The sequence below is a fragment of the Pseudomonas turukhanskensis genome (assembly GCF_027922365.1).
GTDB classification, from domain to species: Bacteria; Pseudomonadota; Gammaproteobacteria; order Pseudomonadales; family Pseudomonadaceae; genus Aquipseudomonas; species Aquipseudomonas turukhanskensis.
Map to the genome: position 1 here is coordinate 14,063 of NZ_BSFN01000035.1, position 13,895 is coordinate 27,957.

Consider the following 13,895-nt stretch of genomic DNA (forward strand, 5'->3'; position numbering starts at 1 on the left):
AGGAGCGACCTTGGTCGCCAAGCTCGTGAGCGTCAAAGGCTTCGCGACCAAGGTCGCTCCTACGGGATCTTCACCTGCCTTGAGAACCTCGCCATGAAACTACTTCCCGTTGTACTGCTTTGCCTTGGCACCCTCGCCTACGCCAATGACGACGGCGTGCTGGTCGTCAACGGTTGCCGTATCGAACGCCACAGCCAATGCCCCGGTGCCGATCTGCAAAACGCCGACCTGAGCAACCAGGACATGAGCAAGATGAACCTGGCCGGCGCCATTCTCAAAGGCGTCAGCCTGCGCCACACCAACCTTGATCTGGCCAACCTGGAAAAAGCCCAACTGCAAGGCGCCAACCTCACGCGGGCCAGTTTGCAACAGGCCAATCTTCGCGGTGCCGATCTGTCCAACGCCACACTGCTGGCCGTTCAAGGCTGGGGTTTGTTTGGCCAGGGTGCGCAGTTTCAAGGGGCGGACCTGACGGCGGCCTACCTGGAATTTGCGCGCTTGAACGGGGCCAAGCTGCACAACGCCAACCTGACAGCGGCAGACCTGGAAATGAGCTGGCTGAACCGCAGCGATTTGAAAGGCGCCACCCTGAAAGACGCCAATATGCAGGAGACCAAAATCAGCGATGCCAATCTGGAGAACGCCGTGTTGACCGGTGCGCGTCGCCATTACGCGACGTTCCAAGGTACCAATATGGTCGGGTGCACCGATTGCCCCGCGGGGTGGGATTAACCGACGTAGGGCGAATATCGCCTTGGCGATATCCGCCGATTCACGGTACAGGCGGCGGTGCGGATACTCGCCCTACGCCCGCGACCGCAATATCCCCGTATCAATCGCCAAATGCACAAACTCGGCCTGTGAACTCACCTGCAATTTGTTCTTCAACACCGTCAGGTAGTTGGAAACCGTCTTGCCGCTAATACACAACTGCTCGGCAATCTGCCGTGCCGGGGTGCCTTTGGCGAGCATCACGAAGATCTCAAATTCCCGTTGCGACATGCTGCCCAGCCGTGGGTCTTGCTGACCCGGATTGCACGCCAGCTGCGTGGCCAGCGGCTGCTCGATATAGGCGTGCCCCGCCATGATGCGCCGCACCGCTTCCACCAGAATCTCCGGCGCCGAGCTTTTGGTGATATAGCCCGCTGCACCGGCAGCCAGAGCCTGGCGCACGAGCGGCAACTCGTCGTGCATGCTGAAGAACAGCACACGCAATTGCGGCAGACGCTGGCGCAAACGGCGGGTGGTTTCCAGGCCGCTGATGCCGGGCAGGCTGATATCCATAATCACCAGCGTGGGGATAAGGCCTGGCACCAGCTGCAACGCTTCTTCGCCGCTGGCGGCTTCGCTTACTTGCACCTCCGGCAGCAGGCCTTGCAGCAGATTCGCGTAGCCCTGGCGGACTACAGCGTGGTCGTCGACCAGCAGGATTTTCATGGGTTACCTCGTGATGTTCGGTGGCTGGGCGGTTACGGCGCCGGCATGCTTAACCTGAGCAACCAACCGTTCCCCGGCCGTGTACGCAAGTGCAATTGCCCACCCAAACAGCGCGCCCGCTCGCCCATGGAACGCATGCCAATGCCCGGCCGTGGAATCCGCTCGGCGCCGCTGCCGTTATCACTCACCAGCAGTGCCAGGCGCTTGCCTCGGCGGTGCAACCGCACGTTCACCTGACTGGCGCCAGAATGCCGGGCCACGTTGGTCAGCGCTTCTTGCAACAGGCGATACAAATGCGCCTGCTGCGCTGCTTCCATCAGCGGCAAGTGGCTGCCCATCCGCAGGTCGCAACGGATGCCTTGGGCCTGTTGCCATTGCGCCACCAACAGCTCGATGGCTTCGCCCAGTTGCAGACGCTCCAGCACCACTGGGTACAGGTCGCGAATGAGGCCGCGAAAGCTTTCCTGCATATGCTGACAGTTGATTTCCAGGCCGCGCAGGGTGGCGGCCACGGCCGGGTTCTGGTGCGTCATGGAGCGCAACAGCAACAGCTGCGCCCGGATGCCGGTGAGGTATTGGCCCATGTCGTCGTGCAGGGCCAGCGCCAGGCGTTTGCGTTCGTGTTCTTGCAGCGCCAGCAGCGCCTGGGTGAGTTCGCGGTTGTCGGCCTGCACCTGTTCCAGGGTGCTGACCATCTGGTTGAAGTGCTCGGCCAGTTGTTTGGATTCATGCAACGAATGCACCGGCAGGCGCACCTGTAGCTGGCCCTGGGACACCTGCTGCAAGCCACCGATTACCTCGTCCAGCACCCGCAAACCACGGCGCACTGCCCAGCGGATCACTGCCAGGCTCAGGCCCAGCGACAGGCCGAACAGCACCAGCAACTGGGTCAGCGAATCCCACACCTCGTCGATCTCATCCTGCGGGTCGACACTGATCAGCACCTCGCGGCCATCGGCCAGGCGTAGCGGCTCGGCGAACTGTTTGGCCGTCGGAAACAGCCGTTCGCCCAGCCAGGCGTCGAGAGGGTCACTGACGGTTACCGAGCCATTGAGCCAATGCACGCGCACGTGGCGCAGGCTGTGGGTCAGTTTCGATTCGAGGCTGGCAGGGTCGCGCTGCGCCGCTTCGCGTAGGTACTCGACCACGGCCTGCGCGGCATTCAGTTCGCGCTTTACGTCGTAGCTGGCCTGACGCAGCAGCACGGCCATGCACACCAGCGCCACAAGGCTGAAAAACAGGGTCACCAGCAGGTTGATCCGCCAGAGCGCTGAACGGCTGAGCTGGGCTTTCATGGCGCAACCAGAACGCGCAGGGCGGCGTGCACCTTATCCACGCCAATCAGGGTGATGATCAACAACAGGGGCAGCAACAGGGCCTTGAGTACACGCATGCGCACCTCTTTGATTGTTATAGGCAGAGGTTGATGGGAGCGATTGTGCCGGCCAATACCGGATGCGCACTTACTACCTTGGTACTGGCCGCCTGGTACTTTCTGCATATTTCCCAGGGGGTGAGCGGTTCCTATGCTGGCGGTACAAGAACAAGGAGCGCTCCGCCATGCGCCATTACCTGCTGTACGGCCGGGCTTATCTGCTGGCCATTACCTGCTCGGCGCTGCTCGCCACCCAGAGCTTTGCCGCCGAACCGCTGCAGGTTCGCATTGGCTACCTCGGGTATACGCCGGACGTGGGGCCGCTGATGTCCAACGTTATTCCCGAACCCACCGACGCGGGCCTGCGCGGCGCTGAATTGGCCATTACCGACAGCAACAGCACCGGGCGCTTTCTCAAGCACGAATACAGCCTGCAGGTGGCCACTGCCGACACCCCGGAAAAACTCTTCACTGCCGCGCGACACCTTCACGACCAGGGCCTGCGTCTGTTCGTGGTAAACGCACCGGCTGCCACCCTGCGTCAGCTGAGCACGGTCTTGAGTGACAGTTTGTTGTTCAACGCCGGCGCTTACGACGACGAGCTGCGCAGTGCCAACTGCCCGAACAACGTGCTTCACACGCTGCCCAGCAGAGCGATGCTCACCGACGCGCTGGTGCAATTTCTGGTGCTGCGCCAATGGCAGAAAGCGTTTTTGATCGTTGGCCAGAAACCTGAAGACCAGGCGTATGCCGCCGCCCTGCGCCGCGCGGCCAAACGTTTTGGCGTGAAGATCATCGAGGAAAAACCCTGGACCTTTGACAACGACCAGCGCCGCAGCGCCCAGGCCGATATGGCGCTGTTTACCCAGGCCAGCGACTACGACGTGGTGCTGGTGGCCGATGAAGCCGGCGACTTTGGCGAATACGTGCCCTTCAATACCTGGCTGCCGCGCCCCGTTGCTGGCACCCAGGGCCTGGTGCCCATGGGCTGGCATAAAACCGTGGAAACCTACGGTGCCGCGCAGTTGCAAAAGCGTTTCGAGCTGTATGCCAAACGCTGGATGAACGATCGCGACTTCGCGGCGTGGATGGGCGTGCGCAGCATCGCCAGCGCCGTCACCCACCAGAAAAACACCGACCCGGCGGCCATCCGCACCCTGGCGTTATCCCCGGACCTGCCGCTCGATGGCTTCAAGGGCCGCAAGCTGAGCTTCCGCGCCTGGGACGGCCAGTTGCGCCAACCCATTGCCCTGGTACAGCCACGGGCGCTGGTAAGCACCTCACCGCAAGACGGTTTTCTGCACCCCGACACCGAGCTGGACAGCCTGGGGCTGGACGCGCCCGAAAGCAGCTGCCGGCTTATCGATCAGCCCCTCCAAACCCCATAACAAGGAACCGCCATGCGCCGCCTGTTTGTGTATTCCGCCCTGGCCAGCGCGTTGCTAAGCGCGCCAAGCTTTGCCGCCACGGCCTATATCTCCAACGAGAAAGACAACAGCATCAGCGTGATCGACGTGGCAACCCAGACCGTCACCGCGACCTTGCCAGTTGGCAAACGCCCGCGCGGCTTGCTGCTCTCCAGCGACAACACGCTGCTTTACATCTGCGCCAGCGACTCGGATACGGTGCAAGTGATGGACCTGGCAACGCGCCAGATCATCAAGCAATTGCCCTCCGGCGCAGACCCCGAACAGTTTGCCCTGCACCCCAACGACCGCTGGTTGTATATCTCCAACGAAGACGACTCGCTGGTGACCGTCGTCGATACCCAGGACAGCAAAGTGCTCGCCCAGGTAGACGTGGGCGTCGAGCCCGAAGGCATGGCGGTGAGCCCCGACGGCAAGTGGGCGATCAACACCAGCGAAACCACCAACATGGTGCATTGGATCGACACCGCCACCCAGACCCTGGTGGACAGCACCCTGGTGGACCAACGCCCACGGCATGTGGAGTTCAACAAAGACGGCAGCCAGCTGTGGGCCTCGGCGGAAATCGGCGGCACAGTCAGCGTGATCGATGTGGCCAGCCGCAGCATCATCAAAACCCTGAAATTTCAGATCAAGGGCGTACACCCGGACAAGGTACAGCCCGTGGGCGTGAAGCTGACACGTGACGGCAAATACGCCTTTGTCGCCTTGGGCCCGGCCAACCATATCGCCGTGGTGGATGCAAAAACCTTCGAGGTGCTGGACTACCTGCTGGTGGGCCGCCGCGTTTGGCACATGGCCTTTACTCCGGACGAGAAAACCCTGTTGGCCACCAATGGCATCAGCGGTGATGTGTCGGTGGTGGATGTGGATAGCCTCAAGGTGACCAAGTCAATCAAGGTGGGCCGCTATCCCTGGGGCGTGGTGGTCACGCCGTGAACGCCCTGCAAGCGACCGGCATCAGCTTTGCCTATGGCGCGCGCCAAGCGTTGCAGCAGGTGAGTTTTTGCCTTGCGCCAGGGCGTTTTACCGCCCTGCTCGGGCCCAACGGCGCGGGCAAGTCGACCCTGATTGCCCTGCTTACCCGCCTGTACGACTTGCATCAGGGCGAGCTGCACGTTTACGGCCACAGCCTGCAGCGCCAGCCGCGTGAAGCACTGCGCCAGTTAGGCGTGGTATTTCAGCAAAGCACCCTGGACCTGGACCTGAGCGTGGAACAGAACCTGCGCTACCACGCCGCACTGCATGGCATGCCCAAAGCGTTGGCAACAGCGCGTATCGAAGCCGAGCTAAGCCGTCAGCACCTGCAGGAACGCCGGCGCGACAAGGTCCGTGACTTGAACGGCGGCCACCGTCGCCGCGTGGAAATCGCCCGCGCCTTGCTGCACCAGCCACGCCTGTTATTGCTGGACGAAGCCAGCGTTGGCCTCGACCCGGCCAGCCGCCAGGCGCTGCTCGCCCACGTGCGGCAGTTGTGCCGCGAGCAAGCGCTGAGTGTGTTGTGGACAACGCATTTACTGGATGAAGTGCAGCACGACGATGCGTTACTGGTGCTGCACCAAGGCCAGTTGGTAGCCAATGACGACGCCAGCGCAATTGCCGGAACTGTCGGACTTGCCCACGCCTTCGCCGACCTGACCGTAGGGTGTGCTCCGCGCACCACGGCGTCAGATAGACAACCGCTTGGTGCGCAAAACACACCCCACAAAAGCGACCAAGTGTCGGAGCAGCCATGAACGCCTACTGGCAGTGCCTCTGCGGCATCGTGATACGCGAATGGCTGCGCTTTGTGCTGCAACGCACGCGCTTTCTCAGCGCCCTGGTGCGCCCGCTGCTGTGGCTACTGGTATTCGCCGCCGGCTTTCGCGCGGCCCTGGGCATCGCCATCATCGCCCCGTACGACACCTACATCACCTATGAGACCTATATCGTGCCTGGCCTGGCCTGCATGATTCTGCTGTTCAACGGCATGCAGGGTTCCTTGTCGATGGTGTACGACCGCGAGATGGGCAGCATGCGCGTGCTGCTTACCAGCCCCCTGCCCCGGGCCTTTCTGCTGGCCAGCAAGCTGCTGGCCACGGCGCTGATTTCACTGCTGCAGGTGTACGCCTTTCTCGCCATCGCCTGGGTGTACGGCGTGCAACCACCGGCCTGGGGGTTGCTCGCCGCCCTGCCGGCGTTGCTGTTGGTGGCGGTGCTGCTCAGTGCCATGGGGCTGTTGTTGTCCAACGGCATTCGGCAGTTGGAGAACTTTGCCGGGGTGATGAATTTCGTCATTTTCCCGTTGTTCTTTCTGTCCTCGGCGCTGTACCCGCTGTGGAAGATGCGCGAGTCCAGCCAATGGTTGTACTGGTTATGTGCGCTTAACCCGTTCAGCCATGCAGTGGAGCTGGTGCGGTTTGCGTTGTATGAGCGCTTTAACGGCTTAGCGATGGGTGTCTGTCTGGTGCTGACGGTGATCTTCAGCGTGCTAGCGGTAATCAGCTTCAACCCCCAACACGCCGCCGTGCGCCGCCCTTCGTAGGGTGTGCTCCGCGCACCAAGCGATTGCCTGTCGAACGCTTTGGTGCGCAAAGCACACCCTACGGGACCGTGCCCGCCCTACTACTTTCGTACTGGTTTCACCCGCTCAATGTCCAATTTCCAAGGGGTATCAGCTGCCGTGTAATGGCTGCATAAAAATAACTACGAGACCACCTGCCATGCGCTGCTTTACGCACACGTTATTCTGCGTGCTGCTCGGACTTCTGGCCCTCACATGCCAGGCCGACACCACGGCTGCCCTCTTCTCCGCAGACGGCTATCGCATCACCCAATACCGCAGCCCCACGCCCGCCACGGCCGAGCATGCGCGCACCCTCGACACCGCCGCGCTTCAACAACTGCTCAAAGCGCAACCGGCCACCCGTCTGGTGGATGTGTACCGGCGCACCTGGCTCAACGGCCAGTTCATCGAAGACGAGCCCCATGCCAATCTGCCCGGCAGCCTATGGTTGGCCAACACCGGCAACGGCGACCTCGACGGCCCCTGGCAAGCCTATTTCAGCGACAACCTGCAACGCCTCACCGAAGGCGATCTGGCCCGGCCGCTGGTGTTCTATTGCCGTTCCGACTGCTGGGCGAGTTGGAACGCCATCAAACGCGCCCACGCGCTAGGCTATGAGCAACTCTATTGGTACCGTGACGGCATCGATGCCTGGGAACAAGTAGGCCTGCCACTGACGCCCGCACAACCCCAGGCTTTTCCCTAAGCCCCGCAAAAACCATAAGAAGACAGGTGCTGACCATGTACAAGATTCTGATCGCCGACGACCACCCGCTATTTCGCGAAGCCATTCATAACGTGATTAGCGACGGCTTCCCCGACAGTGAAGTGATGGAAACCGCCGACCTTGAAAGCGCCCTGCTGCTGACCCAGGAACACGATGACCTGGACCTGATTCTGCTCGACCTGAACATGCCCGGCATGCATGGCCTCAACGGCCTGATCAACCTGCGTAACGAGGCACCGACCATTCCTGTGGTGATCGTTTCCGCCGAGCAGGATAAACAAATCGTGCTGCAAGCCATCACCTATGGCGCGGTGGGGTTTATCACCAAATCTTCGCCGCGTTTGCAGATGACCGAAGCCATCGAGCAGATTCTCAACGGCCAGGTGTACCTGCCCTCCGACATCATCCGCACGCAGAAAAACCCTAGCCGCCATCGGCAGAACGACGCACCCAGCTTCGCCCCGGAGCTGCTGCAAGCGCTCACGCGCAAACAGCTGTTGGTGCTGGAGCGCATGACCAAGGGCGAGTCGAACAAACAAATCGCCTACCACCTGGAAATTGCCGAGACCACGGTAAAGGCCCATGTGTCGGCCATCCTGCACAAGCTCAATGTGCACAACCGCGTGCAAGCCATTCTCTCGGCCGGTGATATCGACTTCGCGGCCTACCTGCGGCGCTAAGGGTTCTGTATGGAAAAGGTGCTGACCCCACGCACCCTGCTGCTGACGACGCTGGCCATGCTGGCCTTTGCCGGCAACTCCCTGCTCTGCCGCCTGGCACTTAAAACCACCCAGATCGATGCCGTGACCTTCACCAGCGTGCGCCTGCTCAGCGGCGCGCTGATGCTCTGGATGCTGCTGCGTATTCGCAGCCGCAGCGCCCCCATGGCCGGCAACCTGGCCTCGGCGGCCGCGCTGTTTGTCTACGCCGCCGCGTTCTCCTATGCCTACCTGCACCTGGATGCCGGCGCCGGCGCGCTGCTGCTGTTTGGCGCGGTACAGCTGAGCATGTTGCTGGTGGGGTTTGCGCGCGGTGAGCGGGCCAATCTGCAACAGGGCTTTGGCTTTGTGCTGGCCCTGACCGGGGTAATCGCCCTGATGCTGCCAGGCGCCAGTGCGCCACCGTTGGTGGGCGGCGGGTTGATGCTATTGGCGGGCGTGGCATGGGGCGCGTACTCGCTGTTGGGGCGCGGCGTGAAAGACCCGCTGGCCGCCAGTGCGGGCAATTTTCTGCGGGCGATTCCGTTTGCCGTGATGCTGACGCTGATCTTTTTGCAACGGTTGGAGTGGGACACGCCGGGGCTGATTTATGCCCTGCTGTCCGGCGCTCTGACCTCGGGCGTTGGCTACTTCATCTGGTACAGCGCGTTGCCGGGGCTCAGCGCCTTTCAGGCGGCCTCGGTGCAATTGAGCGTACCGATTCTGGCGGCGCTGGCAGGGGCGCTGATGCTCAGTGAAAGCATCAGCGTAAGGTTGGTGATTGCCTCGGTGGCGGTGTTGGGTGGGATTGCGTTGGTGCTAAGGGCCAAAACACGGTCTCGATAAAAACGCACCGTAGGGTGTGCTCCGCGCACCGTTGCGATCTCAGCGATCCCACTCACACTGGAGCTATTCGCCAAACTCCTGACCCGGCTGATCGCCCGTTCCCCAATCTCGGGGGTAAACCCCATCGCGAACCAATCGATGAAAACTCGACCAGGGCCATTCGGCCACGGTCCTTGCCAACCCATGTTTCACTGGATTCCAGTGCACGTAATCCATATGGCGTCGGTAGTCTTCGTCGTCACGCACCCGGTGCTCCCAGAAGCGCCGCTGCCAAAGGCCTAGCTCGTGTCGGCGCTGTTTGCTGGAATTGTTTGGGGCTGCGCGATATCGCTGGCTGACTTGAGCTTTGATCAGCGACCAGCGTTTGGAAAAGTCAGTGTCGTTCTTGGGGAGTTCCCAGATGCAATGCAAGTGATCGGGCAGCAGAACCCAGGCGTGAATGGTGAAGGGGTAGCGTTGGCGGACAGCGGCGATGGCGTCGTGCAGCGCGCGACGAAGGCCGGGGTCGATTAAAACGGGGCGGCGGTTCGCAGTTACCAACGTGAAGAAATACAGCCCAGCTGCGTGATGAGGACGGCGATAGCTGGACATTCCCTGTCTCCTGCTGATTGGGTGGCCAGCTTAGAAAACAGGGTGGTCGGGGGCTGTACGTTAAGGCGCAGGAGTTGCGGTGATTGGACGCGGCTTTGCGTAAGACGCACCATCGATTGTGCGCGGAGCACACCCTACAAAAGCAGACCTCGTTGTATGCACACGCTGTACGTTTTACGGCGCACGCATTGCTGTGACTGAGCGCGCTTTGCCGTAAGACGCGCCATCGCTTGGTGCGCGGAGCACACCCTACAAAAGCAGACCGCGCCCCCCGTAGGGTGTGCTCCGCGCACCGTGGTTCTTAACTACCGTCGAGCAAATGACTCATTGCCGTCTTCAATTTCATCGGCCGCACGGGCTTGTGCATCAAGGTGTGCCCCAGCTCGCGCAAATGCAGTTTCAGTTCGTTGCTGTAGTTGGCGGTGATCATCAGTGCCGGCAGCGGGACGCCACGGCGGGCGTTGATGGCAGCTACGGCATCGACGCCATTGTGGCCGTCGTCCAGGTGGTAGTCGGCGATCAGCAGGTCGGCATCGGCGTGGAAGTTATCCACCTGGCGTGCCAGGTCTTGTTCAGATAAGGCCGTCACCACCTGGCAGCCCCAGCCTTCGAGCAGGGTACGCATGCCGGCGCAAATGGCGGCGTCGTTGTCCAGCACCCATACCCGTGAGCCGTGCAGGCGCTCCAGCAGGCATTCGCTGTTATCCACAGGCTCGCGACTTGCTTTCGGCGCGCGGCTGGCTGTTGGCACTTCGATGGAGAATACCGAGCCTTTGCCGGGCACCGACGCCACTCGAATACGGTGGCCGAGCATTTGCGCAATCTTGTCGACGATGGCCAGGCCCAAGCCCAGGCCGCGGTCCTGGTTATGCCGCTGTACATCGCCGCGTTTGAATTCCTGAAAGATCTCGCCCAGCTTGTCCGCGGCGATACCCATGCCGGTGTCCCACACCTCAATCACCAGACTCTGCCGCTTGCGCCGACAACCCAGCAGAATGCGGCCTTTGGGCGTGTAGCGAATGGCGTTGCTCAGCAGGTTGCGCAAAATGCGTGCGAGCAACTGAATGTCGGTGCGCACCAGCGCCGAGCAGGGAATAAAGTCCAGTTGCAGCCCTTCAACGGCCGCCAGCTGGCGGTATTCCACCGCCAGGTTATCCAGCAATTCACCGACGGCGAACGGCGCGATATCCGGCTTGATCACCCCGGCATCCAGCTTGGAAATATCCACCAGTGTGCCCAACAGGTTTTCCACGTCTTCCAGCGAGTTGCTGATATTGCGCACCAGCGTCTGGCTGCCGTTGGGCTCTACCCGTTCGAGTAGCGCGCTGGTGAACAGGCGCGCGGCGTTCAGCGGTTGCAGCAGGTCGTGGCTGACGGCGGCGAGGAATTTGGTTTTCGACAGGTTGGCGGTTTCTGCCTCGCGCTTGGCTTCGCGCAGGCGCAGTTCCACCTGGCTGCGCTCGTCGATCTCCTGCTGTAGCTGGCCGTTGAGACGGGTGAGTTCGGAGGTGCGTTCGCGCACCCGCAGCTCGAGGTTCTGGTAAGCCTGGTGCAGCGCTTCGGCGGTACGCCGGCGCTCGCTGATATCGCGGATGAGCACGAAGATGCCGACCACCTCGCCGCTGGCCTGCCGGTTTGGTACGTAGGAGCGCAGCATGCAGCGCTCCTGGCCGTTGCGGTTGGTTTCCACCACTTCAAAGGTCACGCTTTCACCATTGAGCGCGCGTTCGGTGTAGGGCGCCAGGTTGCGAAAATGTTCGTCGTTGTGCACCTCGCGCATGTTCTGCCCGAGCATGCCGCCGCGTGGCCAGTGGTACCACTCCTCGTAGACCTTGTTGGTGAATTCGTAGACCAGGTCGGCACTCAGGTAGGCGATCAGCGCCGGCACATGGTCGGTGATCAAACGAATCCAGCGCTCGCTTTCACTGATGGCTTCGGCATGCCGGTAGCGTTCGGTGATATCGGTAAAGGTGTTGACGAAACCGCCGGCCGGCATGGGATGGGTGCGCACTTCCAGCACGCGGCCGTCGAACAGGCGTTGCTCCATTTGCTGGACACGCCGGCCGTTACTGTCCTGTGTGTCGGGCGTGAGCAACCCCAACTCACTGTCTTCCATCACTTCGACAAAGGGCCGATGGGCCTCGATTGGCGCCAGGCCGCACAGCTCCAGAAACCGGTGGTTCCACAGTTCCAGGGTGCCCTCGGCGTTCACCATGGCCACGCCTTGGGAGAGGTTATCCACAGCCCGTTGCAACAGCCGCGACTTCTGCGCCAGCGCCTGTTCGCGGCGCATGGTTTCACTGATTTTCACTTCGGTGATATCGGTGTACAGAATCACCAGCCCGCCCTCGCGGGTGGGCCGCTCGCTCACCTGCATCCAGCGGCCGTTGTGCAGGCGGTACAGGGTATGGTCGTCGCCGCTACGGCTGAGCTCTTCCACGATCAGCCCGGTGCTCTGGGCCAGCCGTTTGATTTCCGCCAGCCGTGTGCCGGAACCGATGCGCACGCGGCTGCGGGCCCAAAACGATTTGAAGCGACTGTTGAACAGCACGATGCGCATGTCTTTGTCGAACAGCACAAAGCCATCGGAGATGCTTTCAATGGCGTCGATCAAATGCTGGTGCGCGGTCTCGGCGCGCAGGCGGGCGTCGCTGAGCAGTTGGTTGCTGGCTTTGAGTTCGGCCATGGCCTGATTGAGGGCGTCGGTACGCTCGCGCACCTGTTCGGCGAGCACCACCGAGTGCTGAAAGGCGGCATAAGAATCGTCGCGGCGCGAGGCGCTGGATTCCACTCGCTCGATCAGCGCGGCATTGATGCGCTGCAGCTTGCGTTTGTCTTCGCGCAGCTGTTCAAGCTCCAGGCGCAGGTTCGCCAATTCCCCGTTCGGGTCGGCTGGCGCGGCGGCCAATGGCGACACCGGTGAAGGTCTGGTTGATATGCATGCCATTGAACTGCTCCCCGTAGGAGTTGAAGCCGATTACCCGTTGCGCTTGATACAGCGCCGAGGTTTGCGCCACTTCATCGGTGCGTTCCACTTCCAGGCGGCGCAGAAAACAGTCGCAGCCGATGGTCAGAAGCGGCGGGCCGAGGCGCTCGTGCAACCGTGTGAACAGGCCCTGCAGATTTGGCGTCAGCGGTCCGGGCGTCATGGCGGTGAGCACGATGCCGTTCTCCACCGCGCAGTAGAAACTCAGGCTCAGGTCGTCGTTGACGCGCTGAATGGAACGCACGTAGTAGTGCTCGTTAATGCGCACCGCCAGCGGGTGGGCGGCGAAGGTGCCGACGTCCAGCGCCTCCAGCGGCACGCCGATCAACCGGGCGTACTCGGCGGCAGCCGGTTCGGCGTTCAATTCCAGCACGCGGCGGCTGGCGCTATCGGCCTGGGTGACCACCAGCTTTACCGGCGTCGGCTCCACGTGATGGGTGCTGAACACTTCGAAATCCAATTGGGTGTTCACCAGCACCACCACCGCGGCGCCAACATGAAAGGCGCCGCCGTAATACACATAGGTGCGACTGAGGTGCAGGTCATCGCCCGCCGAGCCGCCGAAATGAGGGATGCTGCCCAGCGCCGCGCTGAGGGCGGCCAGCACCAGTTCTTCACGACTGGAAAGGCCGTCGAGCAAGGTCAGGGCGAAGCAGTGGTCTTTGATCGGCGCCAGAGCATTGTGACGGCAATCGCTGGCCAGACGCTCCACCAACTGCTGGGCGTCGATCAGGCTGAACCGCTCCATTTCGTCGATCAAGGCGCTGGCGATGGAAAAGCTGCGATGGTCAAACCCCACGGCGCTGACGCAGTTGCGGCCGTAGCCCTGCTCGGTGATTTCGCCGGCACTGGTGCACCCCACCAAGCCGATACCGCCGAAATACTGCTCCAGGGTCGGGCCGAGCACCTCGAGATCGTATTGAGCGGAGCAGAAAAACAGCACGAAACCCAGGTGCGGGTGAATCAGCTGACGGGCCAGCTCCTGCGCCACCTGCTCGGGGTCGGTGGCGGTGGACATGGCCATGACCACGCCATCGGTTGTTTCTTGCTGCATACACCCACCCAACGGAAAAACATTGATGCGGCCATGGTACGGAGCGGGCGGCGGTGGCCGAATCCTACTTGGGTGTTGGCGGGCCTATCCGAAAGTAGCGGGCGATCGCAACGGTGCGCGGAGTGTTCAGCCGGGGGACATAGGTAACGGGTGTCGGGAGACATAGGTAACGCATTTAGGCTTAAGGGCTTCATCGAATCGGGAGATCG

The 13,895-nt window shown here is 61.8% G+C and carries 13 protein-coding genes; 8 read left to right on the forward strand and 5 right to left on the reverse strand.

The window, feature by feature from the left end; genetic code table 11:
- The first annotated feature begins 93 nt into the window (after nt 1–93).
- Nucleotides 94–732 (forward strand): pentapeptide repeat-containing protein, encoded by a 639-nt coding sequence (locus PKE98_RS26080; RefSeq protein ID WP_271198396.1) that lies wholly within the window; start codon nt 94–96, stop codon nt 730–732.
- 72 nt (nt 733–804) lie between these two features.
- On the opposite strand, the gene PKE98_RS26085 is transcribed toward PKE98_RS26080, so the two are convergent.
- Nucleotides 805–1,437 (reverse strand): response regulator transcription factor, encoded by a 633-nt coding sequence (locus tag PKE98_RS26085; RefSeq protein ID WP_271198397.1) that lies wholly within the window; start codon nt 1,435–1,437, stop codon nt 805–807.
- Nucleotides 1,438–1,469: 32 nt separating this feature from the next.
- Entirely contained in the window at nt 1,470–2,732 is a 1,263-nt protein-coding gene (locus PKE98_RS26090) for a sensor histidine kinase (protein ID WP_271198398.1), read from the reverse strand.
- Between the two features lie 265 nt (nt 2,733–2,997).
- Between PKE98_RS26090 and pedA1 the strand changes: the two genes are divergently transcribed.
- The 7 genes from pedA1 to PKE98_RS26125 all read left to right on the forward strand — a co-directional run bounded on the left by pedA1 (nt 2,998) and on the right by PKE98_RS26125 (nt 9,055).
- Complete coding sequence (gene pedA1 / locus PKE98_RS26095) at nt 2,998–4,200, forward strand: lanthanide ABC transporter ABC transporter substrate-binding protein PedA1 (RefSeq protein WP_271198399.1); 1,203 nt, start codon at nt 2,998–3,000, stop codon at nt 4,198–4,200.
- Between the two features lie 12 nt (nt 4,201–4,212).
- Complete coding sequence (locus PKE98_RS26100) at nt 4,213–5,178, forward strand: YVTN family beta-propeller repeat protein (protein WP_271198400.1); 966 nt, start codon at nt 4,213–4,215, stop codon at nt 5,176–5,178.
- Entirely contained in the window at nt 5,175–5,975 is an 801-nt protein-coding gene (gene pedB, locus PKE98_RS26105) for a lanthanide ABC transporter ATP-binding protein PedB/LutE (RefSeq protein ID WP_271198402.1), read from the forward strand. Before PKE98_RS26100 ends, pedB begins: the two co-directional genes overlap by 4 nt.
- Nucleotides 5,972–6,763, forward strand: a complete 792-nt coding sequence (gene pedC / locus PKE98_RS26110) for a lanthanide ABC transporter permease protein PedC (protein ID WP_271198403.1) — start codon at nt 5,972–5,974, stop codon at nt 6,761–6,763. The genes pedB and pedC overlap by 4 nt, the downstream gene beginning before the upstream one ends.
- Before the next feature lie 178 nt (nt 6,764–6,941).
- Nucleotides 6,942–7,490 carry a PQQ-dependent catabolism-associated CXXCW motif protein gene (locus PKE98_RS26115; protein ID WP_271198404.1) on the forward strand — a complete coding sequence of 183 codons (549 nt, stop codon included), beginning with the start codon at nt 6,942–6,944 and terminating at the stop codon, nt 7,488–7,490.
- Nucleotides 7,491–7,525: 35 nt separating this feature from the next.
- Nucleotides 7,526–8,191 (forward strand): response regulator, encoded by a 666-nt coding sequence (locus PKE98_RS26120; protein ID WP_271198405.1) that lies wholly within the window; start codon nt 7,526–7,528, stop codon nt 8,189–8,191.
- A gap of 21 nt (nt 8,192–8,212) precedes the next feature.
- Nucleotides 8,213–9,055, forward strand: a complete 843-nt coding sequence (locus PKE98_RS26125) for a DMT family transporter (RefSeq protein ID WP_271198413.1) — start codon at nt 8,213–8,215, stop codon at nt 9,053–9,055.
- A gap of 63 nt (nt 9,056–9,118) precedes the next feature.
- On the opposite strand, the gene PKE98_RS26130 is transcribed toward PKE98_RS26125, so the two are convergent.
- From PKE98_RS26130 to nosP, 3 genes are all read right to left on the reverse strand, one after another.
- Nucleotides 9,119–9,646 carry an REP-associated tyrosine transposase gene (locus PKE98_RS26130; protein ID WP_271198406.1) on the reverse strand — a complete coding sequence of 176 codons (528 nt, stop codon included), beginning with the start codon at nt 9,644–9,646 and terminating at the stop codon, nt 9,119–9,121.
- Between the two features lie 301 nt (nt 9,647–9,947).
- Nucleotides 9,948–12,593, reverse strand: coding sequence for a hybrid sensor histidine kinase/response regulator NahK/ErcS' (gene nahK / locus PKE98_RS26135; protein ID WP_271198407.1), 2,646 nt, complete (start codon nt 12,591–12,593; stop codon nt 9,948–9,950).
- The gene (nosP, locus tag PKE98_RS26140) at nt 12,496–13,686 is read right to left on the reverse strand and encodes a nitric oxide-sensing protein NosP (protein WP_271198409.1); all 1,191 of its coding nucleotides are present in this window, start codon (nt 13,684–13,686) and stop codon (nt 12,496–12,498) included. The genes nahK and nosP overlap by 98 nt, the downstream gene beginning before the upstream one ends.
- Between the last annotated feature and the right edge of the window lie 209 nt (nt 13,687–13,895).